This window comes from Streptomyces sp. NPDC055103, assembly GCF_053607625.1.
On the sequence record NZ_JBSGTX010000011.1, the window covers coordinates 1 to 24,667 of the forward strand.

Below are 24,667 nucleotides of genomic sequence, written 5' to 3' on the forward strand. Positions count from 1 at the left end.
CGCGCGTCCCCCGGGGGGCGGGCCCCAGGCGCCCCGCCTCACCCCCCTACGACTTCTATACCCTCTCACCCGGGTTTTAAACCCGGGGCCCGGCCCCCCCCCGGGGGCGCGCCGGGCCCCTCCGCCGTACCTGTCGACCGTGCTACTGGTTACCGCCGGGCCGCACCAGACCGCTCTCGTACGCGTACACCGCGGCCTGCACCCGGTCCCGCAGCCCCAGCTTCGTCAGCACATGGCCCACGTGCGTCTTCACCGTCGTCTCGCTGACGAACAGATCCGCCGCGATCTCCGCGTTGGACAGGCCCCGCGCCACCAGCTTCAGCACCTCGACCTCACGATCGGTCAGAGTGCCCAGCGTGTCCGGCATCTGCTCCTCGCCCGTCGGCAGATGCGCCGAGTACTTGTCGAGCAGCCGACGCGTGATCGACGGCGCCAGCATCGCCTCACCCGCCGCCACCACCCGGATCGCCTGCACCAGCTCGTTCGCCGGGGCGTCCTTCAGCAGGAAGCCGCTCGCGCCCGCCCGCAGCGCCTCCACCACGTACTCGTCCAGATCGAACGTGGTCAGCACCAGCACCTTCGCCGGACCGTCCCGGCCGGGACCGGTGATCTGCCGCGTCGCCTCCACCCCGTCCATCCGCGGCATGCGGATGTCCATCAGCACCACGTCCGGCTGCAGCGCGCGCACCTGCTCCTGCGCCTGGAGACCGTCACCGGCCTCGCCCACCACCGCGATGTCCTGCTCCGCCTCCAGAATCATCCGGAAGCCGGTGCGCAGCAGCGGCTGATCGTCGACCAGGAGGACGCGGATCGTCACAAGGGCTCCTTCACGGGGCGGGCAGGGTTACGGGGTGGGTCGGGCTCACGAGACGGGCCGCTGTCACGGTGCCGGCGGCGCCGGGTCCATTCTGCCCTGCCCGGATTCGCCCGACTCCGGCGGGCGCGCGGAAACGATCTTCAGGGGGTACACCGGGGGAGTCCCGCCGAACTCCGGACAGACCTCCTGGTGGTCGCACCAGCCGCAGAGCTTCGTCGGCCTCGGCCGCCAGTCACCCGTCTCCGTCGCCAGCCGGATCGCGTCCCACAGCGCCAGGAGCTTCCGCTCCACCCGCAGCAGATCCGCCTCCACCGGGTCGTACGTCAGCACGTCCCCACTGCCCAGATAGACCAGCTGCAACCGCCGCGGCAGCACCCGCTTCAACCGCCAGACCACCAGCGCGTAGAACGTCATCTGGAACAGCGCGCCCTCGCGGTACTCCGGCCGGGGCGCCTTGCCCGTCTTGTAGTCGACGATCCGCACGTCACCCGACGGCGTGACATCGACGCGGTCGATCACCCCGCGCAGCCGCAGCCCGGAATCCAGCTCCGTCTCCACGAACAGCTCGCGCTCGGCCGGCTCCAGACGCGTCGGGTCCTCCAGCGTGAACCACCGCTCGACCAGCCGCTCCGCCTCGCCGAGCCAGCCCGCGAGCCGCTCCCCGTCCGGATCCTCCGCGAACAGCTCGCCCAGCTCCGGCTTCGACTCCAGGAGCCGCTCCCACTGCCCCGGAACCATCGCCTTCGCCCGCGGCGCCGTCCGCTCCGCCGCCTCGTCGTCGAAGAGCCGCTCGAGCACCGCGTGCACCAGCGTGCCCCGCGTCGCCGCCGCGCTCGGCTTCTGCGGCAGCCGGTCGATCACCCGGAACCGGTACAGCAGCGGACACTGCATGAAATCGCTCGCCCGCGACGGCGACAACGACATGGGCGCCCGGGGCTCCACCGGCACCTGCTCGCTCGTACTCATGACAGAGACCCTACGACCCGCCACCGACAACGGGCGGAATACCATCGACCTGGGACCCCGTCGCACTGCATGATCGAACCGTGACGCACCGACGTGGGTCACACGTCGCGACGAAAGGAACCCGTGAACCAGGACGAGCGCAAGCCGCAGCGGACCGAGGAGCCCGGCGGCGGGATCCTCATGGGCCGCCCCTTCGGCGTGCCCGTCTACGTCGCACCCAGCTGGTTCCTGGTCGCCGCTCTCATCACCTGGGTCTTCGGCGACCAGATCGAGCGGGTCCTGCCCGAACTCGGCGCCGCCCGCTACCTCGTCTCCCTCTTCTTCGCGGTCGCCTTCTACGCCTCCGTGCTCGTCCACGAACTGGCCCACACGATCGCCGCGCTCCGGTTCAAACTGCCCGTGCGCCGCATCCAGCTCCAGTTCTTCGGCGGCGTCTCCGAGATCGAGAAGGAGACCGAGACCCCCGGCCGCGAATTCGTCCTCGCCTTCGTCGGCCCGCTCTTCTCCCTCGTCCTCGCCGGCGTGTTCTACCTCTCCCTGTACGCCGTCGAGCCCGGCACCGTCCCCGGTGTCCTCCTCGCCGGCCTGATGATCTCCAACCTGATCGTCGCCGCCTTCAACCTGCTCCCCGGCCTTCCCCTCGACGGCGGCCGCATGCTCCGCGCCGTCGTCTGGAAGATCACCGGCAAGCCCATGAGCGGCACCGTCGCCGCCGCCTGGGTCGGCCGCGCCCTCGCCGTCCTCGTCCTCGTCGGACTGCCGCTGCTCACCCGCACCGGCCTCCTCGGCAACGCCACCGACGACATCAGCGGCCTCAACACCGTCACCGACGCCCTCCTCGCCGCCATCCTGGCCGCGATCATCTGGACCGGCGCCGGCAACAGCCTCCGGATGGCCCGGCTCCGCGAACACCTCCCCGAGCTCCGCGCCCGCACGCTCACCCGGCGCGCCATCCCCGTCGAACCCTCCACCCCCCTCTCCGAAGGCCTCCGCCGTGCCAACGAGGCCGGCGCCCGCGCCCTCGTCGTCGTCGACACCGGCGGCGACCCGACCGGCATCGTCCGCGAGGCCGCCATCGCCGCCGTCCCCGAGCACCGCCGGCCCTGGGTCGCCGTCAGCACCCTCGCCCAGGACCTCACCGAGGGCATGCGCGTCCCCGCCGAGCTCGCGGGACAGCCCCTCCTCGACCACCTCCGCGCCAGCCCCGCCACGGAGTACCTCGTCGTCGAGGACGCCGGGGAGATCTACGGCGTCCTCGCCACCACCGACGTGGAGCGCGCGTTCGTCCGGGCCATGGCGCGACCGTCTTCGTAACCCCGGTACTCTGTTCACATGTCCGAACCGACCGGTGCCGCCCGCCGACGCGGGCCCTTCAAGGTCGGGGACCAGGTTCAGCTGACCGACCCCAAGGGCCGTCACTACACGTTCACGCTCGAAGAGGGAAAGAACTTCCACACCCACAAGGGTTCTTTCCCGCACGACGAACTGATCGGCGCCCCCGAGGGCAGCGTTGTCCGCACCACCGGAAACGTCGCCTACCTCGCGCTGCGCCCCCTGCTCCCCGACTACGTCCTGTCCATGCCCCGCGGCGCAGCCGTGGTCTACCCCAAGGACGCGGGTCAGATCCTGGCCTTCGCCGACATCTTCCCCGGCGCGCGCGTCGTGGAAGCGGGCGTGGGCTCGGGCTCGCTGAGCAGCTTCCTCCTGCGCGCCATCGGAGACAGCGGAATGCTGCACTCCTACGAGCGCCGCGAGGACTTCGCCGAGATCGCGAAGGGCAACGTCGAGCGTTACTTCGGCGGCCCCCACCCGGCCTGGCAGCTGACCGTCGGCGACCTCCAGGACAACCTGTCCGACACGGACGTCGACCGCGTCATCCTGGACATGCTCGCTCCCTGGGAGTGCCTGGAGGCCGTCTCCAAGGCCCTCGTCCCCGGCGGCATCCTCTGCTGCTACGTGGCGACGACCACCCAGCTCGCGCGCACCGTGGAGTCCATCCGCGAGTTCGGCTGCTACGCCGAGCCGCAGCCCTGGGAGTCCATGATCCGCAACTGGCACGTCGAGGGCCTCGCCGTCCGGCCCGATCACCGCATGATCGGCCACACCGGCTTCCTCGTCACCGCCCGTCGCCTCGCGGACGGCGTCGAGCCCCCGATGCGCCGCCGCCGCCCCGCCAAGGGCGCGTACGGCGAGGACTACGAAGGCCCCAACAAGGGCTGAGTCGTCGAACGGGGCCCGCTCCCCGTACCGATGCCGACGTCCGGAACCAGGGCCCGCACCCCGTACGGGGGCTGACGCCCCGACACCCGTGCCGCGCCGCCGCCGAGTTCCCCGCCCACGCGAGGGAACTCGACGGCGGCGTCCTCATGTTCGCCGTCACCGAAAGCCGGCCGGCCGAGGCCGACCCCGCCTGTTCCGTCCCCCTGTGACGTATGGCACGATGCCCGAAACCCTCCGCACAGCCCCCACAGGAGACGTCTCGCGTGCAGCCCTCCGCCGCCCAGGACCCCGCGGATCTGCCCGACCTCGCGCACACCCACGCCGGGCCGGCGCACTGGCTGGCGACCGCCACGGCGACCGCCGCGGTCGTCGCCCTCGCCGGACTGCTCCAGCCGGGCCCCGCCGGAGCCACCGCGGCGGCCCCCGCCGCCCCGAGCCCCGCACCCGCTCCCGAGGCCGCCACGGCCGCCTTCCCGCTGGACTGCGGGGGAGCACCCCACAAGATCGCCAAGCGCGTCTCCGGCGACCTCGACGGCGACGGGAACCCCGAGACCGTTGCGGTCGTGCACTGCGAAGCCGGCTCCGGCACACCGCCGAGCGGCGTCTACGTCCTCACCCGGGGCAGGGGTACGGATGCCCCCGCGCGCGTGGTGGCCACGCTCGTCACGCCGGCGCAGGACAAGAACATCACCGAGCTCGCCGTACGCGACGGAGCGGTCCACGCCACGCTGCTCGGCTACTCGTCCCCGGACGTACCCAGGTGCTGCCCCGACGAGAAGGAGCAGGTCAGCTGGGCCTGGAAGGGCGGCACGTTCGTCCGCACCGCCCGTACCGAGGCGCGGAGCGCCTGACCGGTCACTCCGCGTCGGGGCCGTACACCTCGACCTTGTCGGCGACCCGGCGCACATGGATGCAGTCGCCCGGGCACTCCTTCGCCGAGTCCACCACGTCCTGGAGCAGCGGCAGCGGAACCCGCGTCGTCGCCCCACTGTCCTGGAGCAGCTCGTCGTCGGCGCTCTTCACATACGCGAGCCCGTCGATGTCCAGCTCGAAGACCTCGGGAGCGTACTGCGCGCAGATCCCGTCCCCGGTGCACAGGTCCTGGTCGATCCAGACCTCCAGCGCCTCTTCGACGCCCGTCGCCGGGGCCTCGTTCTGCACGGTCATTTCTCCTGCCGTTTCTGCTTCGCGCGGGTAAGTCGGGCCACCTCTGAAGGGTGTTGACCCATGACGACGATACAACCGCCCGCTTTCAGACCGCGAAAGGGTGGGTATTCCCTCTGGCGAGAGGGGAAGCGCAAGGGTGAAGATCGGACACGGCCCGGAGTCTTTTTGATCTAGGGGTTTCAATCACCACCCACGCAGGTAGGGTCAGGAAGCGTCCAGCTCCCCTTGGAGGAGGTGAGGACCGTGGCAGCCCACGACGACGACATCAACCGCGGCATCCGGCCCGGGCGAGGGTCTGAGGACCCCGCCGGCCAGGTTGCCTATCTCGAGCAGGAAATCGCCGTCCTGCGCCGCAAGCTCGCCGACTCTCCGCGACACACGAGGATTCTCGAAGAGCGGATCGTCGAGCTGCAGACGAACCTGGCCGGCGTGTCCGCGCAGAACGAGCGGCTCGCCAATACACTCCGTGAGGCCCGCGACCAGATCGTGGCCCTCAAGGAGGAGGTCGACCGGCTCGCACAGCCGCCGGCCGGCTTCGGTGTCTTCCTACAGGTGAACGAGGACGGCACGTGCGACATCTTCACCGGGGGCCGCAAGCTCCGGGTGAACGTGAGTCCCAGCGTCGAGCTCGAAGAGCTCCGGCGCGGCCAGGAAGTCATGCTCAACGAAGCGCTGAACGTGGTCGAGGCCATGGAGTTCGAGCGCGCCGGGGACATCGTCACCCTCAAGGAGATCCTCGAGGACGGCGAGCGCGCCCTGGTGGTCGGGCACACCGACGAGGAGCGGGTGGTGAGGCTCGCCGAGCCTCTGCTGGACGTCACCATCCGCCCCGGCGACGCCCTGCTGCTCGACTCCAGGTCCGGCTACGTCTACGAGGTCATCCCCAAGAGCGAGGTCGAAGAGCTCGTTCTGGAAGAGGTCCCGGACGTCGACTACGAGAAGATCGGCGGTCTGGGCAACCAGATCGAGCTGATCCGCGACGCGGTCGAGCTCCCGTACCTCTACCCCGACCTCTTCAAGGAGCACGAACTCCGACCGCCCAAGGGCATCCTGCTCTACGGGCCGCCGGGCTGCGGCAAGACGCTGATCGCGAAGGCCGTGGCCAACTCGCTGGCCAAGAAGGTCGCCGAGGTGACCGGCCAGCCCGCGGGGAAGTCCTACTTCCTCAACATCAAGGGCCCCGAGCTCCTCAACAAGTACGTCGGCGAGACCGAGCGGCACATCCGCCTCGTCTTCCAGCGTGCGAGGGAGAAGGCGAGCGAGGGCACCCCCGTCATCGTCTTCTTCGACGAGATGGAATCCCTCTTCCGCACCCGCGGATCCGGTGTCAGCTCGGACGTGGAGAACACCATCGTCCCCCAGCTGCTCGCCGAGATCGACGGTGTGGAGGGCCTGGAGAACGTCATCGTCATCGGCGCCTCCAACCGCGAGGACATGATCGACCCCGCGATCCTGCGGCCCGGCCGGCTCGACGTCAAGATCAAGATCGAGCGTCCGGACGCGGAGGCCGCGAAGGACATCTTCGCGAAGTACCTCACGGCCACCCTGCCGCTCCACACGGACGACATCTCCGAGCACAGCGGCTCCAAGGCCGCCGCCGCCCACGGAATGATCCAGTCGGTCGTCGAGCAGATGTACGCGGAATCCGAGGAGAACCGCTTCCTCGAAGTCACGTACGCCAACGGCGACAAGGAAGTCCTCTACTTCAAGGACTTCAACTCCGGCGCGATGATCCAGAACATCGTCGACCGGGCCAAGAAGATGGCCATCAAGGCCTTCCTCGACCACAACCAGAAGGGCATCCGGGTCTCCCACCTCCTCCAGGCTTGCGTGGACGAGTTCAAGGAGAACGAGGACCTGCCCAACACCACCAACCCCGACGACTGGGCCAGGATCTCCGGAAAGAAGGGCGAGCGGATCGTGTTCATCCGTACGCTCGTCACCGGAAAGCAGGGCGCGGACACGGGACGCTCCATCGACACGGTGGCCAACACCGGTCAGTACCTGTAGAAACGCACACCGGCTGCGGATGTCCGGAAACCGGGCATCCGCAGCCGGTGCATTCCGTCCCAGGATTTCTCCCGGCAGCACGGGTTTCTTCCGGCGGTACGGGAAATACCGCAAGTGATCTCCCCACCAGCGCTGAGCCGCTCTAGGCTCTTCGGTAACGCCGAGTCGCGCACTGTGAGCGACGCCGGGCAAGGAGGGCCGCATGACCGTACGGCGAGTAATGGGCATCGAGACGGAGTACGGGATCTCCGTCCCGGGACACCCGAACGCCAATGCCATGCTCACCTCGTCCCAGATCGTCAACGCCTACGCGGCGGCGATGCACCGGGCGCGCCGCGCCCGCTGGGACTTCGAGGAGGAGAATCCGCTGCGGGACGCCCGCGGCTTCGACCTCGCCCGCGAGGTCGCGGACTCGAGCCAGCTCACCGACGAGGACATCGGCCTGGCCAACGTGATCCTCACCAACGGGGCACGCCTCTACGTGGACCACGCCCACCCCGAGTACAGCTCGCCCGAGGTCACCAATCCGCGCGACGCCGTCCTCTGGGACAAGGCCGGCGAGCGGATCATGGCGGAGGCGGCCGTACGCGCCGCCCAGCTCCCCGGGGCCCAGCCGATCCACCTCTACAAGAACAACACCGACAACAAGGGCGCCTCCTACGGCACGCACGAGAACTACCTGATGAAGCGGGAGACCCCCTTCTCGGACATCGTGCGCCACCTGACGCCGTTCTTCGTCTCCCGCCAGGTCGTGACCGGCGCGGGCCGGGTCGGCATCGGCCAGGACGGCCGGAAGAACGGCTTCCAGATCAGTCAGCGCGCCGACTACTTCGAGGTCGAGGTGGGTCTGGAGACCACCCTCAAGCGGCCCATCATCAACACCCGGGACGAGCCGCACGCGGATGCCGAGCGGTACCGCCGCCTGCACGTGATCATCGGCGACGCGAACCTGTCGGAGATCTCGACCTACCTCAAGCTGGGCACGACCGCCCTGGTGCTCTCGATGATCGAGGACGGTTTCATCACCGTCGACCTCGCCGTCGACCAGCCGGTCAAGACGCTCCACCAGGTCTCGCACGACCCGACCCTCCAGTACCTGGTCACGCTCCGCAGCGGCCGGACGCTCACCGCGGTCCAGTTGCAGATGGAGTACTTCGAGCTGGCCAGGAAGTACGTGGAGGAGCGGTACGGCTCGGACGCGGACGAGCAGACGAAGGACGTCCTCACGCGCTGGGAGGACACCCTCAACCGGCTCGAGAACGATCCGATGAGCCTCGCCGGCGAGCTCGACTGGATCGCCAAGCTGGAGGTCATGGAGGGCTACCGGCGGCGCGACGGCCTGGACTGGGACGCGGCCCGCCTGCACCTGGTGGACCTCCAGTACGCGGACGTGCGCCCCGAGAAGGGCCTGTACAACCGCCTGGTGGCCCGAGGACGCATCAAGCGGCTCCTGGACGAGACCGACGTGCGGCAGGCCCAGACGGCGCCTCCGGAGGACACCAGGGCCTACTTCCGGGGCCGCTGCCTGGAGCAGTACGCCGACGACGTCGCCGCCGCCTCCTGGGACTCGGTGATCTTCGACCTGCCGGGCCGGGACTCGCTCCAGCGCGTCCCGACCCTGGAGCCGCTGCGCGGCACCAAGGCCCATGTGGCAGCGCTCCTGGACCGCTGCCGCACGGCGGAGGAACTCGTCCGCGTGCTCTCCGGCGGATGATCGGGGCCCCGACGCGGGCCTGAAATGCCCCGGCACTGGGAATCATGGAAACAGTGCCCGGGCGAAGTGGAAACCACGGGGCCGAAGTCAGACCCGACCTATAGGGTCTGATCTTGTACGGACTCAACCGAGCGGGCCGATTCGAGCGGGGTGAGGGATATGGCGACCAAGGACACCGGCGGCGGACAGCAGAAGGCGACGCGATCCACGGAGGAGGTCGAGGAGACCACCACGGAGGCGAGCTCCGACCTCCAGGAACGCCAGGAGAAGCTGAGCGACGACGTGGACTCCGTGCTGGACGAGATCGACGACGTCCTCGAGTCCAACGCGGAGGAGTTCGTCCGAAGCTTCGTGCAGAAGGGCGGCGAGTAGCCGCCTCGCGCGCCTGTACACCTCCGTCCCCGGAGCCCCGGAGAAAGCCGTGGGTCCGGGGACGGATGACAGGCGATGGCACGGGTATGGTCCGTGCACAGCAAGCAAGATCGGCCCGCGCGTCCCACGGCGGGCCGACTCTCCCACCCGGAAGGAATCGCGTGGAAGCCAACCCTCGTAGCACCGGGCGTCTGCCGGCGGCCTTCCTGACGCCGGGATCGTCCTCGTTCTTGGACTTCCTGTCCGCCCACAAGCCGGAGCTGCTGCCGAGCCACCGGAAGCTGCCCGAGGGCGTCATCGAGGCCCCGCACGGCACGACCATCGTGGCGGTCACCTTCCCCGGCGGGGTCGTCCTCGCCGGCGACCGGCGGGCCACCATGGGCAACATGATCGCGCAGCGGGACATGGAGAAGGTGTTCCCGGCCGACGAGTACTCCGCCGTCGCCATCGCGGGCACCGCGGGTCTGGCCGTGGAGATGGTCAAGCTCTTCCAGCTGGAGCTGGAGCACTTCGAGAAGGTCGAGGGCGCCACGCTCTCCCTGGAGGGCAAGGCGAACCGCCTGTCCACCATGATCCGCGGCAACCTCGGCATGGCCATGCAGGGGCTCGCCGTCATCCCGCTCTTCGCGGGCTGGGACGAGAGCAAGGGCAAGGGCCGGATCTTCTCCTACGACGTCACCGGCGGTCGGTCCGAGGAGCAGGGCTTCGCGGCCACCGGCTCCGGTTCGATCTTCGCGCGCGGGTCGATGAAGAAGCTCTACCGGTCCGACCTCACCGAGCAGCAGGCCACGACCCTGGTCGTGCAGGCGCTCTACGATGCGGCGGACGACGACTCGGCGACCGGCGGCCCCGACATGGCCCGCCGGATCTTCCCACTCGTCACCGTCATCACCGAGGAGGGTTTCCGCAGGCTCACCGACGCCGAGTCCTCCGGGCTGGCCCGGGCGGTCACCGACGGGCGCCTCGCGCAGCCCGACGGGCCGCGCGCCGCCCTGCTCTGACCACTCGTCGCTCTGTAGAAGCCCAGAAGAAAGGGACGGACCGCCGGTGTCCACTCCGTTCTACGTCTCACCCCAGCAGGCCATGGCCGACCGGGCGGAGTACGCCCGCAAGGGCATCGCCCGAGGCCGCAGCCTCGTCGTCCTCCAGTACACCGACGGCATCGTCTTCGTCGGCGAGAACCCGTCGCGCGCACTGCACAAGTTCAGCGAGATCTACGACCGGATCGGCTTCGCCGCCGCCGGCAAGTACAACGAGTACGAGAACCTCCGCATCGGCGGCGTGCGGTACGCCGACCTGCGGGGCTACACCTACGACCGGGACGACGTCACCGCGCGCGGCCTGGCCAACGTCTACGCGCAGACGCTGGGCACGATCTTCTCCAGCGCGGGCGAGAAGCCGTACGAGGTGGAGCTGGTCGTCGCCGAGGTCGGCGCCGAGCCGGAGGGCGACCAGATCTACCGGCTGCCCCACGACGGCTCGATCGTGGACGAGCACGGCTCGGTCGCGGTCGGCGGCAACGCGGAGCAGATCGGCTCCTTCCTGGACCAGCGCCACCGGGACGGCATGTCCCTGGCCGAGGCCCTGAAGCTGGCCGTGCAGGCGCTCTCGCGGGACACCAACGGCAGCGAGCGGGAGATCCCCGCGGAGCGCCTCGAGGTGGCGGTCCTGGACCGTACGCGCCCGCAGCAGCGCAAGTTCAAGCGGATCGTCGGCCGGCAGCTCTCGCGCCTCCTGGAGGCGGACAACGCGGCCATCGCGAAGACGGACGAGCCCTCGGACGAGGCGCCCGAGGAGTAGACGGGCCCGGGATCCTCCCGAGTCCTGCCCGAGGGGCCCCGGTGCGCGCGAGCGGACCGGGGCCCCTCGGCGTCCGTGCGGCCGGAGCCGGCGCGTCCGTCCCGGGCCTCAGGCCGTCGGTGCGGGCCCCGAGGAGCCGCGGGGGACCAGGGTGACCGGGAGGTCGTCCGGGCGCGGCGGTTCGCCCGCGAGGACAGCCAGGAGGGCCGCCATGCCCCGCTCCCCGATGCGCTCGGCGGGCAGGGCGACCGTGGTCAGCTCCGGTTCGACGGCGGTCGCGAGCGCGAGGTCGTCGAAGCCGGTGACCGAGACGTCCTCGGGGACCCGCAGTCCCAGGCGTCGCAGGGCCTTGCAGGCGCCCGCCGCGAGGATGTCGTCGTCGCACACGAGGGCCGTGGGGCGTGGGCCGGGCGCGGCGAGGGCGCGCTCGGTGGCGGCCATGGCGCCGTGCACGTCCAGGGGCGCGCGGACGGTCCGTACCGACGCGTCGGCGAGGGCCTCGGCGAGCGCCGCGGCCCGGACGTCGAAGGTCCAGGACGGCACGGCCGAGGCGAGATGGACGAAGCGCCGGTGGCCGAGGGAGAGCAGGTGACCGGTGACCTGACGCATGCCGTCCGCGATGTCGAGGTTGACGTGCGCGGCGGCGGCGGAATCGGCGGGGTCGCTGTCGAGCATGACCAGGGGCAGGTCGGTGCCCCGGAAGGCCTTGAGTGCGTCCGAGGCCATCGAGGAGGCGATGACCCCGTCGAGGGCGGCGCGGGCCGAGGCGAACGGGTCCTTGGCCGGGCCGACGCCGTCGGGGGAGGGGTACAGGACCACGCCGAAGCCGTGCCGGGCGGCGACGGTCGCCGCGCCCGTGTAGACGCGGGCGAAGAACTCGTTGGTGAGCGCCGGGACGACGAGGAGCGCCGTGCGGGTGTGGCCGAGGCGGAGGTTGCGGGCGGCGAGGTTGGGGCGGTAGCCGAGGCTCCGCGCCGCCTCCCGCACCGCGTCGGCCGTCCGCTCGGAGACGCGCCCGCGCCACTTGTCGCCGAGGACGAGCGACACAGTGGCCTGGGAGACGCCCGCGACCCGGGCGACGTCCCGGCTGGTCGGGCGCGTGCCGCCGAGCGGCTCCGGGGTCTGCACACAAGCCTCCGCGTCGGACGGGTCACGGTACGCACCGCGGCGCCAGGTGGCCCCAGGTGCTTCGGTACGTCGGGTGGGCTCCGGACACTACCCCGTCGTGACCAGGACGAGGGGTGGACCCGCGGACCGCCGACGTGGTACGTATGATGCCGGACGTTATACGTAAAACCTCGGCGGGGTCCGAGGGTGAGGGGAGACCGACATGGCCACCGAGGCCACGGCACACGGCGGCTATCTCGACATACTCCGGGCACCGCACGCGGCCCGGCTGCTCGCGGGCACGCTCGTCGGGCGGCTGCCCAACGGCACCGGCCCCATCGCCCTCACCCTCTTCGTGCGCGACCAGGGCGGCAGTTACACGCTCGCCGGCGGCCTCATCGCCGCCTACGGCGTCGCGACCGCCGTCGGCCAGCCCCTCCTCGGCCGCGCCGTCGACCTCAAGGGCCAGCCGCGCGTCCAGCTGCCCGCCGCGGTCCTCTCCGCCCTCGGCATGGTCCTGCTGGCCTTCACCGGCATCGGGAACCTCGCCCTCGCCTACGCGGCCGTCGTCCTCGCCGGCCTCTTCACCCCGCCCCTGGAGGGCGGGCTGCGGGCCCTCTGGCCGAGCGTCCTCGGCCGTGAGGACCGGGTGCACCGCGCCTACGCGCTCGACGCGGTCGCCCAGGAGGTCATGTTCACCGTCGGGCCCCTCCTGCTGACGCTCCTCGTCTCGCTCCGGTCGCCCGCCGCGGCCCTCCTCGTCATCAACGTCCTCGGCGTCCTCGGCGCCCTCGCCGTCGTCCTCTCCGAGCCCTCCCGCACCTGGCGCTCGGCGCCCCGCGAGGCCCACTGGCTGGGCGCACTGCGCTCGCCCGGCCTCCTGGCCCTCCTCGGCTCCTTCTTCTTCGTCGGCCTCGCCCTGGGCTCCATCACCGTCGCCGCCGTCTCCTACGCCGACGACCTGGGCACCCCCTCCGTCTACGGCTGGCTGATGGCCGCCCTCGGCCTCGGCGCCCTCCTCGGCGGCGTCGCCTACGGCGCCCGGCCGTGGGCCGGCACGCCCGAGAAGCGGCTGCGGGTCCTCGTCCTGCTCCTCGCGCTCTGCTACCTGCCGCTCACCCTGACCCCCGGCCCGGTCGCCATGACTGGCCTCGCGGTCCTCTCCGGCGTGTTCCTCGCCCCGGTGCTCGCCTGCGCGTTCATCGTCGTCGACCGGCACGCCCCGGCCGGCACCGTCACCGAGGCCTTCTCCTGGCTCGTCACGACGTTCGGCGTCGGTTCGGCCCTCGGCTCCGCGGTCGCGGGACCCGCCGTCGAACTCGCCGGGACCGTCACCGGATTCGCCGTCGCCGGAGTGGGTGGTGTCGTCGCCCTGCTCGTGCTCCTCGCCACGGGCCGCGTCCTCGACGCACCCGAGGCCCCGGCCGGGTACGACGCGCGACACGCCGTCAGCGCGGGCGGCCCCACCCCCGTACATACGGAAAAGAACGCGCACTGATCGGAAAATGATCGAAACGGGAACGCCCAACCCGGTTTCATCACACGCCGTCAGGCGTAATGTTCAGACATGGACCGCCGCATTTTCGGGCTGGAGAACGAGTACGGCGTCACGTGCACGTTCAGGGGACAGCGCCGACTGTCTCCTGACGAAGTGGCGCGCTACCTCTTCCGCCGTGTCGTGTCATGGGGCCGCAGTAGCAATGTCTTCCTGCGGAACGGCGCCCGCCTGTACCTGGACGTGGGTTCGCATCCGGAATATGCCACACCGGAATGTGACGACGTGACCGAACTGGTCACCCACGACAAGGCCGGCGAGCGCATTCTCGAGGGCCTGCTGGTCGACGCCGAACGCCGCCTGCACGAGGAGGGAATCGCGGGCGACGTCTATCTCTTCAAGAACAACACCGACTCGGCCGGAAACTCCTACGGCTGCCACGAGAACTATCTCGTCGCCCGCCACGGGGAGTTCTCCCGGCTCGCGGACATCCTCATTCCCTTCCTCGTCACCCGGCAGCTGATCTGCGGTGCGGGAAAGGTCCTCCAGACCCCGCGCGGCGCGGTCTTCTGCGTCTCCCAGCGTGCCGAGCACATCTGGGAGGGCGTCAGCTCCGCCACGACACGCTCCCGGCCCATCATCAACACCCGGGACGAGCCGCACGCCGACGCCGAGCGCTACCGCCGCCTTCACGTCATCGTCGGCGACTCGAACATGTCCGAGACGACCATGCTGCTCAAGGTCGGCGCCACCGACCTGGTGCTCCGCATGATCGAGGCCGGCACCGTGATGCGCGACCTGACCCTGGAGAACCCCATCCGGGCGATCCGCGAGGTCAGCCACGACATCACCGGCCAGCGCAAGGTCCGGCTCGCCAGCGGCCGCGAGGCCTCCGCCCTGGAGGTCCAGCGCGAGTACTACGAGAAGGCCGTCGACTTCGTCGACCGGCGCGGGATCCGCACCGGCACCGTCGCGCAGGTCCTGGAGCTGTGGGGCCGTACGCTCGACGCCATCGAGAGCGAGCGCCTCGACCGCATCGAGACCGAGATCGACTGGGTCATGAAGCACCGGCTCATCGAGCGGTACCGAGCCAAGCACAACATGACCATGTCGAACCCGCGGGTCGCGCAGATAGACCTCGCGTACCACGACATCCACCGCCGCCGCGGGCTCTACTACCTGCTGCAGAAGAACGGGCAGGCGGCCCGGATCTGCAACGACATGAAGATCTTCGAGGGCAAGTCGGTGCCCCCGCAGACCACCAGGGCACGGCTCCGCGGCGACTTCATCCGCCGCGCGCAGGAGCAGCGCCGGGACTTCACCGTCGACTGGGTCCACCTGAAGCTCAACGACCAGGCACAGCGGACCGTGTTGTGCAAGGACCCGTTCCGCTCCGTCGACGACCGCGTCGAAAAGCTGATCGCCGGAATGTAGGACCGGCGCGTACGAGTCCCAGGGCCCCGCACGTTTGGCGTGCGGGGCCCTCGACGTGACAGGAGGGTCCCCTAGAGTGTCGGCACAACTACTGTGCCGTCTGAGATCTGAGGAACACGTGCGCCGACTTGCCGGCCTTCTCGTCGTCCCGCTGCTGCTGCTCTCGACAGCGGCGTGCGGCAGCGACGACAAGGGCTCCGATTCCGCTTCGATGAAGAACGGGCTGCCCGCCATCACCGCGGGGGCCAAGTTCGGTGAGAAGCCGACCCTCTCCAAGGGCGAGGGTGACCCGCCCAAGGAACTGAAGGTCAACGTCATCAGCGAGGGTGACGGCGCGGTGACGAAGAAGGGCGACGCGCTCCAGGTGAACTACCTGGGCCAGGCCTGGGACTCCACCACCCCCTTCGACAACAGCTTCGACCGCGGTCAGCCGTTCGACCTGACCCTCGGCGCCGGCGCGGTCATCAAGGGCTGGGACCAGGGCCTTGAGGGCCAGAAGGTCGGCAGCCGCATCGAGATCGGCATCCCGCCGGAGCTCGGCTACGGGGCGCAGGGCCAGGGCGACATCAAGCCCAACGCCACCCTCGTCTTCGTCGTGGACATCCTGAAGTCCGTCACGATCCCGAAGTCCGCCACCGGCACGCCGGTCGCGCAGGACAACAAGGACCTGCCGAAGGTCGGGACGAACACCGACGGCAAGGCGCCCTCGCTGACCGTCCCCAAGGTCGCCCCGCCGACCAAGCTCGTCTCGAACTACGTGCTCGAGTCCAAGGGCGAGGTCGTCAAGGAGACCGACACGGTCGTCGTGAACTACGTCGCCGCCCTCTGGAAGGACGGCAAGGTCTTCGACTCGACCTACACCACCGGCAAGCCCGCGAACTTCCCGCTCGCGCAGCTCACGCTGAAGGGCCTCAAGAACGGCCTCGTCGGCAAGAAGGTCGGCAGCCGTGTCCTCATCGTCGCCCCGCCGTCCGAGGCGTTCGGCAACGAGGAGAAGCAGGGCATCCCGAAGGGATCCACGCTGGTGTTCGCCGTGGACATCCTGACGAAGATGTAAGACTGTCCCGATCACGCAGTTCATCAGTATGAGGAGCAGTTCAGTGAGCATCGAGAAGCCCGAGGTCGACTTCCCGGGCGGCGAGCCGCCGGCGGACCTGAAGATCAGGGACATCTGGGAGGGCGACGGCGCCGAGGCCAAGGCCGGCGCCAACGTCCTCGTCCACTACGTGGGCGTCGCCTTCTCCACCGGCGAGGAGTTCGACTCCTCCTGGAACCGCGGCGAGCCGCTCCCGTTCCGGCTCGGCGCCGGCCAGGTCATCTCCGGCTGGGACCAGGGCATCCAGGGCATGAAGGTCGGCGGCCGTCGTGAGCTGATCATCCCCGCCCACCTCGCCTACGGCGACCGTGGCGCCGGCGGCAAGATCGCTCCGGGCGAGACGCTGATCTTCGTCTGCGACCTGGTCGCCGTCTGATCGGTCGTGCCCGACCGGTAACGGTCCTCCGAGGCCCCCGCCACCCGTGGCGGGGGCCTCGGCTTTTGCCCCGACACTCCGGGGCGGTACGGTCGGACGTCCGACAAGTGGATCCGGTAGATGAGGTGCGGGGCGTCGATGGCGATTGCCAAGTCCGAGCGGCTGATGAATCTCGCGCTGTGTCTGCTCGGGACGCGCCGGCCGCTGAGCAAGCGGGAACTCCGCGGCTCCATCGAGGCCTACCTCGAAGCGAGCGGGGACGACGCCTTCAACCGGATGTTCGAGCGCGACAAGGACGACCTGCGCGAGCTCGGCCTCGTCATCGAGACCGTCGAGAACCTGGAGGGCGAGACCGGCTACCTCGCCCGCCGCGACTCCAACCGCCTCCCGGCGATCACCCTCGACGCCGAGGAGGCCGCCGCACTCGGCCTCGCCGCCAAGGTGTGGCAGCAGGCCCGGCTCGCGGGAGCCGCCAGCGGCGCCCTGCAGAAGCTCCGCGCCGCCGGCATGCCCGAGGCGGAGGACTCGTACGACGTCCAGCCCAGCGCCCTCGAACCCCGCATCCCGGTGCACGAGGCCGCTTTCGAGCCCCTCATGCTGGCCTGCCGCGACCGCCGGACCGTCGCCTTCGACTACCGCAAGGCCAACGCCGCCCGCCCCGAGACCCGCCAGGTCGAGCCCTGGACCCTCGAGTGCTGGCGCGGCCACTGGTACCTCGCGGGCTGGGACCGGGACCGGGGCGCCGAGCGCGTCTTCCGCCTCTCCCGGATCACCGGCAAGGTCCGCTCCCGGGCCGGCGCCTTCACCGTGCCCGTGCCCGACGTCGTCACCGTCCGCGAGACCGTCGAGAGCTGGGCCGGCGAGACCGCCACCCGCTCCGCCCGGATCCGGCTGCGCGCGGGCTGCGGCTACCCGCTGCGAGCCCGCGCCAAGTCCGTGGAGGTGGGCCCCGACGGCTGGGACGAGCTGGAGATCCCGTACGGCCACGGCCTCGACGCCTGGCTCGTCGAGTTCGGCCCGGACGTCGTCGTACGGGAACCCGCCGATCTGCGGGCGGATGTAGTGGACCGGCTGCGCGCCGTGGCCAAGGGCTGAGGGGGAGACGTACCGCATGGCTGCCAACGCGATCGACCAGACGAGGCGGATGCTGTCCCTCGTCACCTATCTCCGTGAGCGCCCCGGCGCCCACGTCGCCGACGTGGCGCGCGCCTTCGGCATCACCGAGGACGAGCTGATCTCCGACCTGGACGTGCTGCCCATGTGCGGCACCAGCTTCCGGGGCGGCGATCTGCTCGACATCGACACCGACGGCGACCGGATCTGGTGGCACAACCCCGACGACGTCGCCGAGCCGCTGCGGCTCGCGGCCGACGAGGCGACCGCCCTGCTCGTGGCCGCCCGCGCCGTCGCCACCCTGCCCGGGCTCCGCGAGAGCGACCGGGACGCCCTGGTCCGCGCCACCGCCAAGCTGGAGGCCGCGGCCGGCGAGGCCGCCGGGGCCAGCTCCCGGCTCTCGGTCACCTTCGAGTCCGAGGGCGGCGTCTTCGCCGAGGTCGACCGGGCCATCTCCGAGCGCCGACGGCTGTGGGTGCGCTACTACTCGCCCGCGCGCGACGAGCTCACCGAGCGCGAGGTCGACCCGATCCGGCTCTTCGCCGTCGGCCACACCTACATGGAGGCGTGGTGCCGGCTCTCCGAGGCGCGCCGCACCTTCCGCCTCGACCGGGTCGTCGAGATCCGGCTCCTCGACGAGCACGCCGCGCCGCCGGAGCTGGAGCTGCGCGACCTCTCCGAGGGCCTGGTCCAGCCCTCCGCCGACGACCCCGAGGTCGTGGTCGAGGTCGGCCCCGGCGGCCGGTGGGTCGCCGAGTACTACCCGCACGACCGGGCCGAGGAACTGCCCGACGGCGGCCTGCGGATCACCCTGCGGACGCCGGACCCCGCCTCGCTGCGCAGGCTCGGCCTCCGGCTGGGCAGTGACGGGCGGATCGTCGCGCCGCGTGAGCTCGCCGTCAGCGCCCGTGAGGCGGCCGCCGCGGCCCTCGCCGCGTACGAGGGTGTGTGACGAGTTCCGCTCCGTGGACGCTGTTGCTGACGTGGTTGCCCACTCGGTCGCCCACCTGATGTGCCCATCCGGTCGCCCACCGGGTCGCCCAGCCGTCGGCGACCGGGTGGCCGCCCGGTCGACGCCGTAGAGAAATGAGGGAGATGTCCGTCATGCATGGTCTTGCCGCGACGATGGCCCCAGTCCTCTTCAAGGCAGCCTGCCCCGACTGCCGGGCCCGCTTCGAACTCTCCGCGAGCGCCCTGCGCCTCGCCATCGGCGCCAGCCGCCGCACCACCTTCTACTCCTTCACCTGCCCCGAGTGCGGCAGCTCCGTCCGCAAGCCCGCGGGTGAGCGCATCGTCGAGCTCCTCACCGGCGGCGGCGTCCGCACCCTGCGCCTCCACACCACCGTCTGAACGACCCGTACCCGCTCAAGGTCTAGGCTCTGCCCATGTTCTGGCCCATGCTCGCCATCGCCCTCGGCTTCCTCGGCATCGCCGTCCTCGGTGTCCTCGGCATCAAGGTCTTCCTGGAGGTCCAGCGCCTCGGCCGTCAAGTGGCCCGCACCACAGAGCGGATCACCCAGGCCGCCGAAGAGCTCGAAACGGCCGCCGAGGGACTGGCCCGAACCGGCGAGTCACTGCGGTGAGTCGGTGCCGTACGCTGCACGAAAGGGCCTCGGCCCGGGCACGCGGGACGCAATCCGGAGTATGCACGGGCATTGCCTCGCGTTTACTCCTGCGGGTTACGATCGCAGGCAGCGCGGTGGCCGGACGCTTGTCCGACCCGCCGGGCACGCACTCCATGTCGCCTCGGTGAAGAAGGTAAACAGCTATGGGTAGGCTCGGCCCCACCGAGATCATTCTCATCCTCGTCGTCATCATTCTCCTGTTCGGCGCCAAGAAGCTCCCGGACATGGCCCGCTCGCTGGGCAAGTCGGCCCGCATCCTCAAGAGCGAGGCCAAGGCGATGAAGTCGGACGACCAGCAGAGCGCCCCCGCCGACCCGCCGCAGGCCGGAACCGGAGCGCAGGACCAGCAGCCCGCGCCGCGCACCATCCAGGCCGCTCCCGGAGACGTGACCAGCTCGCGTCCCGTGACCGAGCCCTCGGACACCACCAAGCGCTGACCCGGTCCGCCGCGGCCGCCGCACCGTGCGGCGGCTGCCGCACGAGATGAGGACGTGGGTTGCCCAAGTCTGCCCGCAAGCAGGAGAAGGATCCCGAGGGCCGGATGCCCCTCGTGGAGCACCTGCGTGAACTCCGCAACCGACTGGCGAAGGGTCTCCTCGCCGTCGCAGTGGTGACGATCGTGGCCCTCGTGTACAGCGAGGAGCTCATGCAGTTCCTGACGCAATCGGTGCCCACCTGCGCCAAGGGCGTCACCAGTGACGGCGGAAACTGCGCCATCGTCTCCTTCAACACGCTGATGGCCCCCTTCAGCACGACGATCCAGCTGTCCCTGACGGTGGGTCTCGTCGTCGCGAGCCCGGTCTGGCTGTACCAGCTGTGGGCGTTCGTCGCGCCCGGCCTCCACAAGAGCGAGAAGAAGTACACGTACGCGTTCGTCGGCGCGGCCGTGCCGCTCTTCTCCGCCGGCGCCTACCTCGCGTACCTGATCCTCCCCATCAGCGTGAAGGTCCTCATCAGCCTCACGCCCAGTGGTTCCGCGAACATCCTCTCGCTCGGCGACGTCCTCGACTTCACCCTGCGCATGGTGCTCGTCTTCGGCCTCGCCTTCGAGCTCCCGCTCGTCCTGGTGATGCTCAACCTCACCGGGGTCCTCACCGGTCGCCGCATGGCCGGCTGGTGGCGTGGCGTGATCATGGGCGTCTTCGTCTTCGGCGCCGTCATCACCCCCACCACCGACCCGATCGGCATGATCGCCCTCGCGGGACCGATCACGATCCTGTACTTCGGGGCCGTCGGCTTCTCGCTCCTGAACGACCGTCGCCGCAAGCGCAACAACCCCGACGCCGCACTCGACGACGACGAGGCCTCCGAGCTCGACCTCACGCCCGAGGCGGTCGGCGCGATCGAGCCCGTCGGAGCCGCGCGGGCCTTGCCCGAGCAGGCCACCGGCCCGGGGGAGACCGGGGGAACTGCCGCCCACCGGGTCAACGGTTACGACGACATCACCTGACCTTGTAAGGTCCCCCCAGACTCCGTCCGGGGGGACCTCCGCATGACCAGCGACATCACCCTTTTCGTCAACCCCACCGCCGGCCGCGGCCGGGGCGCCCACGCCGCGCAGCCCGCCGCCCAGGTCCTGAGGGACGCCGGATTCTCGGTCCGGACCCTCCTCGGGTACGACGCCGACGACGCGCTGCGGCGCGCCCGCGAGGCCGTCACCGCCGGGACCGGTGCCCTCGTCGCCGTCGGTGGCGACGGCATGATCTCCCTCGCCCTCCAGGCGGTCGCGGGGACCCGGACACCCCTCGGGGTCATCGCCGTCGGCACGGGCAACGACTTCGCCCGCACCCTCGGCCTGCCGGTCCGCGACCCGGCCGCCGTCGCCCGCGTCACCGCCGAGCTCCTCAAGGGTGGTGGCGACCACGCGATGGACCTCGGGCGGATCACCGGGGCCTCCACCGCCCGTTGGTTCGGCACCGTCCTCGCGTCCGGCTTCGACTCCCGTGTGAACGACCGCGGGAACCGCATGCGCCTTCCCGTCGGGCGCTTCAAGTACGACCTCGCCGTCCTCGCCGAGCTCGCGGCCTTCCGGCCCGTGCCCTACCGGCTGACCCTCGACGACGGGCGGGTCGTCGAGACCGACGCGACCCTGGTCGCCGTCGGCAACGGCACGTCCTACGGCGGCGGCATGCGGATCTGCGCCGACGCCCGGACCGACGACGGACTCCTCGACGTCACCGTCGTCGGCGACTGTTCCCGCGCCACCCTGATCAAGGTGTTCCCCCGCGTCTACCGCGGCACACACCTCGACCACCCGAAGGTCACCACGTACCGTGTCCGCTCCCTCACGCTCGACGCCCCGGGCATCACCGGCTACGCCGACGGCGAGCCCCTCGGTCCGCTGCCCCTCACGGTGGAGTGCGCACCCGGCGCCCTGCGCGTCCTGGCGCCCCCGGCTCCTCCGGCGCCCTCAGCCCCTCCGGTGGCCCCGGGAGCATTGCCCCGATAAAGATCGCGTCACTGTCAGAGGTGGCGGGTAGGCTCGAGAACAAGATGACAGAGGACCTCACACCAGCCGAAGCGTACGCAGCCGCCCGCGCCCGAAACGCCGAGCAGCGCACCGCACTGGCCCCCTTCCGCGAGATGTACGAGTTCGACCTGGACCCCTTCCAGATCGAGGCGTGCAAGGCCCTCGAAGCGGGCAAGGGCGTGCTCGTCGCCGCGCCAACGGGCTCCGGAAAGACCATCGTCGGTGAGTTCGCCGTCCACCTCGCCCTGAGCCAGGGCCGCAAGTGCTTCTACACGACACCCATCAAGGCGCTGTCGAACCAGAAGTACGCCGACCTCGTCAAGCGGTACGGCGCCGACAAGGTCGGCCTGCTCACCGGCGACAACAGTGTCAACGGCGACGCCCCGATCGTCGTCATGACGACCGAAGTCCTCCGCAACATGCTGTACGCGGGGTCCCAGGCCCTCTCCGGCCTCGGCTACGTCGTCATGGACGAGGTGCACTACCTCTCCGACCGCTTCCGTGGCGCCGTCTGGGAGGAAGTGATCATCCACCTCCCCGAGTCCGTCACGCTCGTGTCACTCTCCGCGACCGTGTCGAACGCCGAGGAGTTCGGCGACTGGCTCGACACCGTCCGCGGCGACACCGAGGTCATCGTCTCCGAGAGCCGTCCCGTGCCTCTCTGGCAGCACGTCCTGGCGGGACGCCGGATGTACGACCTCTTCGAGGAGGAGACGGACCACGGTGGCCGCGGCTCCTCCCGTCGCGAGGTCAACCCCGACCTCGTCCGTCTCGCCCGCACCGAGAACTCCACGTACAACCCGCGTGACCGACGCCGCGGCAAGATGATCCGCGAGGCGGACCGCGAGCGCGAGCGGCGCCAGCGCTCCCGGATCTGGACCCCCGGCCGGCCCGAGGTCATCGAGCGCCTCGACGCCGAGGGGCTCCTGCCCGCCATCACCTTCATCTTCAGCCGCGCCGGCTGCGAGGCCGCCGTCCAGCAGTGCCTCCACGCCGGACTCCGCCTCAACAACGAAGAGGGACGGCTGCGCGTCCGCGAGATCGTCGAGGAGCGGACCGCCTCCATCCCCAGCGAGGACCTCCACGTCCTCGGCTACTACGAGTGGCTCGAAGCACTGGAGCGCGGCATCGCCGCCCATCACGCCGGCATGCTCCCCACCTTCAAGGAGGTCGTCGAAGAGCTCTTCGTCCGCGGCCTCGTGAAGGCCGTCTTCGCCACGGAGACCCTCGCCCTCGGCATCAACATGCCCGCGCGTTCCGTCATCCTGGAGAAGCTCGTCAAGTGGAACGGCGAGCAGCACGCCGACATCACGCCCGGCGAGTACACGCAGCTCACCGGCCGTGCCGGCCGCCGCGGCATCGACGTCGAGGGCCACGCCGTCGTCCTCTGGCAGCGCGGCTTCGACCCGGGCCACCTCGCCGGACTCGCCGGCACGCGTACGTACCCGCTGCGCTCCAGCTTCCGCCCCTCGTACAACATGGCGGTCAACCTCGTCGACCAGTTCGGCCGCCACCGCTCCCGCGAGCTCCTCGAGACCTCCTTCGCGCAGTTCCAGGCCGACCGCTCGGTCGTGGGCATCTCGCGCCAGGTACAGAAGAACGAGGAGGGCCTGGAGGGCTACCGCGAGGGCATGACCTGCCACCTCGGCGACTTCGAGGAGTACGCGCGGCTCCGCCGCGACCTCAAGGACCGCGAGACGGAACTGGCCCGGCAGGGCGCCGCCCAGCGGCGTGCCCAGGCCGCGGGATCGCTGGAGAAGCTCAAGCCGGGCGACGTCATCCACGTCCCCACCGGCAAGTTCGCGGGCCTCGCCCTCGTCCTCGACCCCGGCATCCCCGCGGGCCGGACGAACGGCCACCGCGGCTTCGAGCAGCACGACGGACCCCGGCCCCTCGTCCTCACCGCCGAGCGGCAGGTCAAGAGGCTCGCCTCCATCGACTTCCCGGTCCCCGTCGAGGCGCTCGACCGCATGAGGATCCCCAAGTCCTTCAACCCCCGCTCCCCGCAGTCCCGCAGGGACCTCGCCACCGCGCTGCGGACCAAGGCCGGGCACATCAACCCCGAGCGGCACCACAAGCAGCGCGCGGCCGCCGCCGACGACCGTGAGATCGCCCGGCTGCGCTCCGCGCTCCGTGCCCATCCCTGCCACGGCTGCGACGAGCGCGAGGACCACGCCCGCTGGGCCGAGCGCTACCACCGGCTCCAGCGCGACACGCAGCAGCTGGAGCGGCGCATCGAGGGCCGTACCAACACCATCGCCCGGACCTTCGACCGGATCGTCGCGCTCCTCACCGAGCTCGACTACCTGCGGGGCAACGAGGTCACGGAGAACGGCAAGCGGCTCGCCCGGCTCTACGGCGAGCTCGACCTGCTGGCGAGCGAGTGCCTCCGGGACGGTGTCTGGGAGGGGCTCACTCCGCCCGAACTGGCCGCCTGTGTCTCGGCGTTGGTGTTCGAATCGCGCCAGGCCGACGACGCCGTCGCGCCGAAGCTGCCCACGGGCAACGCCAAGGCGGCGCTCGGCGAGATGGTCCGGATCTGGGGGCGCCTCGACGCCCTTGAGGAAGAGTTCAAGATCAATCAGGCGGAAGGCGTCGGTCAGCGCGAGCCCGACCTCGGCTTCGCCTGGGCCGCCTACCAGTGGGCCTCCGACAAGAGCCTCGACGAGGTGCTCCGCGAGGCGGAGATGCCCGCCGGCGACTTCGTCCGCTGGTGCAAGCAGGTCATCGACGTCCTCGGACAGATCGCCGCCGCGGCGCCCAAGGAGAACAGCACGGTCTCCAAGAACGCCCGCAAGGCCGTCGAATCGCTGTTGCGGGGGGTCGTGGCCTACAGCTCGGTGGGCTGACGGTTCGGGCCCCTTCCGGTCCCGTCGTCAGGTCTC

The 24,667-nt window shown here is 70.5% G+C and carries 24 protein-coding genes; 20 read left to right on the forward strand and 4 right to left on the reverse strand.

The window, feature by feature from the left end:
* Positions 1-142: 142 nt before the first annotated feature.
* Positions 143-817, reverse strand: a complete 675-nt coding sequence (locus ACWFR1_RS09720; protein ID WP_453548522.1) for a response regulator — start codon at positions 815-817, stop codon at positions 143-145.
* 63 nt (positions 818-880) lie between these two features.
* Positions 881-1,783, reverse strand: coding sequence for a RecB family exonuclease (locus ACWFR1_RS09725; protein ID WP_453548524.1), 903 nt, complete (start codon positions 1,781-1,783; stop codon positions 881-883).
* Between the two features lie 180 nt (positions 1,784-1,963).
* Here ACWFR1_RS09725 and ACWFR1_RS09730 point away from each other — a divergent pair, with 180 nt between their 5' ends.
* From ACWFR1_RS09730 to ACWFR1_RS09740, 3 genes are all read left to right on the forward strand, one after another.
* A complete protein-coding gene (locus ACWFR1_RS09730) occupies positions 1,964-3,097 on the forward strand; it encodes a site-2 protease family protein (RefSeq protein ID WP_453548756.1) in 1,134 nt (377 codons plus the stop codon).
* Between the two features lie 18 nt (positions 3,098-3,115).
* Positions 3,116-4,003, forward strand: coding sequence for a tRNA (adenine-N1)-methyltransferase (locus ACWFR1_RS09735; protein WP_015032448.1), 888 nt, complete (start codon positions 3,116-3,118; stop codon positions 4,001-4,003).
* Between the two features lie 263 nt (positions 4,004-4,266).
* Complete coding sequence (locus ACWFR1_RS09740; RefSeq protein ID WP_453548527.1) at positions 4,267-4,854, forward strand: hypothetical protein; 588 nt, start codon at positions 4,267-4,269, stop codon at positions 4,852-4,854.
* A 4-nt stretch (positions 4,855-4,858) separates the two neighbouring features.
* On the opposite strand, the gene ACWFR1_RS09745 is transcribed toward ACWFR1_RS09740, so the two are convergent.
* Entirely contained in the window at positions 4,859-5,170 is a 312-nt protein-coding gene (locus ACWFR1_RS09745; protein ID WP_453548529.1) for a ferredoxin, read from the reverse strand.
* A gap of 243 nt (positions 5,171-5,413) precedes the next feature.
* Between ACWFR1_RS09745 and arc the strand changes: the two genes are divergently transcribed.
* From arc to prcA, 5 genes are all read left to right on the forward strand, one after another.
* The gene (arc, locus tag ACWFR1_RS09750; protein WP_453548531.1) at positions 5,414-7,180 is read left to right on the forward strand and encodes a proteasome ATPase; all 1,767 of its coding nucleotides are present in this window, start codon (positions 5,414-5,416) and stop codon (positions 7,178-7,180) included.
* A gap of 202 nt (positions 7,181-7,382) precedes the next feature.
* Complete coding sequence (gene dop, locus ACWFR1_RS09755; protein ID WP_453548533.1) at positions 7,383-8,894, forward strand: depupylase/deamidase Dop; 1,512 nt, start codon at positions 7,383-7,385, stop codon at positions 8,892-8,894.
* Positions 8,895-9,053: 159 nt separating this feature from the next.
* A complete protein-coding gene (locus ACWFR1_RS09760; RefSeq protein ID WP_055644448.1) occupies positions 9,054-9,266 on the forward strand; it encodes a ubiquitin-like protein Pup in 213 nt (70 codons plus the stop codon).
* Positions 9,267-9,427: 161 nt separating this feature from the next.
* A complete protein-coding gene (gene prcB / locus ACWFR1_RS09765) occupies positions 9,428-10,267 on the forward strand; it encodes a proteasome subunit beta (protein WP_453548535.1) in 840 nt (279 codons plus the stop codon).
* Between the two features lie 46 nt (positions 10,268-10,313).
* On the forward strand, positions 10,314-11,066 hold the full coding sequence (gene prcA / locus ACWFR1_RS09770; RefSeq protein ID WP_453548537.1) for a proteasome subunit alpha: 753 nt from the start codon (positions 10,314-10,316) through the stop codon (positions 11,064-11,066).
* 108 nt (positions 11,067-11,174) lie between these two features.
* Here prcA and ACWFR1_RS09775 read toward each other — a convergent pair whose 3' ends face one another.
* On the reverse strand, positions 11,175-12,194 hold the full coding sequence (locus ACWFR1_RS09775; protein ID WP_453548539.1) for a LacI family DNA-binding transcriptional regulator: 1,020 nt from the start codon (positions 12,192-12,194) through the stop codon (positions 11,175-11,177).
* A 202-nt stretch (positions 12,195-12,396) separates the two neighbouring features.
* Between ACWFR1_RS09775 and ACWFR1_RS09780 the strand changes: the two genes are divergently transcribed.
* The 12 genes from ACWFR1_RS09780 (at position 12,397) to ACWFR1_RS09835 (ending at position 24,631) form a co-directional block, all read left to right on the forward strand.
* Positions 12,397-13,671, forward strand: coding sequence for an MFS transporter (locus ACWFR1_RS09780; protein WP_453548541.1), 1,275 nt, complete (start codon positions 12,397-12,399; stop codon positions 13,669-13,671).
* A 69-nt stretch (positions 13,672-13,740) separates the two neighbouring features.
* The gene (pafA, locus tag ACWFR1_RS09785; RefSeq protein ID WP_024755470.1) at positions 13,741-15,102 is read left to right on the forward strand and encodes a Pup--protein ligase; all 1,362 of its coding nucleotides are present in this window, start codon (positions 13,741-13,743) and stop codon (positions 15,100-15,102) included.
* Positions 15,103-15,220: 118 nt separating this feature from the next.
* Positions 15,221-16,159, forward strand: a complete 939-nt coding sequence (locus ACWFR1_RS09790) for an FKBP-type peptidyl-prolyl cis-trans isomerase (protein ID WP_453548546.1) — start codon at positions 15,221-15,223, stop codon at positions 16,157-16,159.
* 43 nt (positions 16,160-16,202) lie between these two features.
* Positions 16,203-16,574, forward strand: coding sequence for an FKBP-type peptidyl-prolyl cis-trans isomerase (locus ACWFR1_RS09795; RefSeq protein WP_453548549.1), 372 nt, complete (start codon positions 16,203-16,205; stop codon positions 16,572-16,574).
* 138 nt (positions 16,575-16,712) lie between these two features.
* Positions 16,713-17,669, forward strand: a complete 957-nt coding sequence (locus tag ACWFR1_RS09800; protein WP_453548551.1) for a helix-turn-helix transcriptional regulator — start codon at positions 16,713-16,715, stop codon at positions 17,667-17,669.
* 16 nt (positions 17,670-17,685) lie between these two features.
* Complete coding sequence (locus ACWFR1_RS09805) at positions 17,686-18,639, forward strand: helix-turn-helix transcriptional regulator (RefSeq protein WP_453548553.1); 954 nt, start codon at positions 17,686-17,688, stop codon at positions 18,637-18,639.
* 134 nt (positions 18,640-18,773) lie between these two features.
* Positions 18,774-19,037 carry a hypothetical protein gene (locus tag ACWFR1_RS09810; protein WP_453548555.1) on the forward strand — a complete coding sequence of 88 codons (264 nt, stop codon included), beginning with the start codon at positions 18,774-18,776 and terminating at the stop codon, positions 19,035-19,037.
* 35 nt (positions 19,038-19,072) lie between these two features.
* Positions 19,073-19,270: a hypothetical protein gene (locus ACWFR1_RS09815; protein WP_453548558.1), complete on the forward strand. Its 198-nt coding sequence runs from the start codon at positions 19,073-19,075 to the stop codon at positions 19,268-19,270.
* A gap of 185 nt (positions 19,271-19,455) precedes the next feature.
* On the forward strand, positions 19,456-19,749 hold the full coding sequence (gene tatA, locus ACWFR1_RS09820) for a Sec-independent protein translocase subunit TatA (protein ID WP_453548560.1): 294 nt from the start codon (positions 19,456-19,458) through the stop codon (positions 19,747-19,749).
* A gap of 104 nt (positions 19,750-19,853) precedes the next feature.
* Positions 19,854-20,762 (forward strand): twin-arginine translocase subunit TatC, encoded by a 909-nt coding sequence (gene tatC, locus ACWFR1_RS09825; protein ID WP_453548758.1) that lies wholly within the window; start codon positions 19,854-19,856, stop codon positions 20,760-20,762.
* 42 nt (positions 20,763-20,804) lie between these two features.
* On the forward strand, positions 20,805-21,761 hold the full coding sequence (locus ACWFR1_RS09830) for a diacylglycerol kinase (RefSeq protein ID WP_453548562.1): 957 nt from the start codon (positions 20,805-20,807) through the stop codon (positions 21,759-21,761).
* A 44-nt stretch (positions 21,762-21,805) separates the two neighbouring features.
* The gene (locus ACWFR1_RS09835; protein ID WP_453548564.1) at positions 21,806-24,631 is read left to right on the forward strand and encodes a DEAD/DEAH box helicase; all 2,826 of its coding nucleotides are present in this window, start codon (positions 21,806-21,808) and stop codon (positions 24,629-24,631) included.
* Positions 24,632-24,667 lie beyond the last annotated feature (36 nt).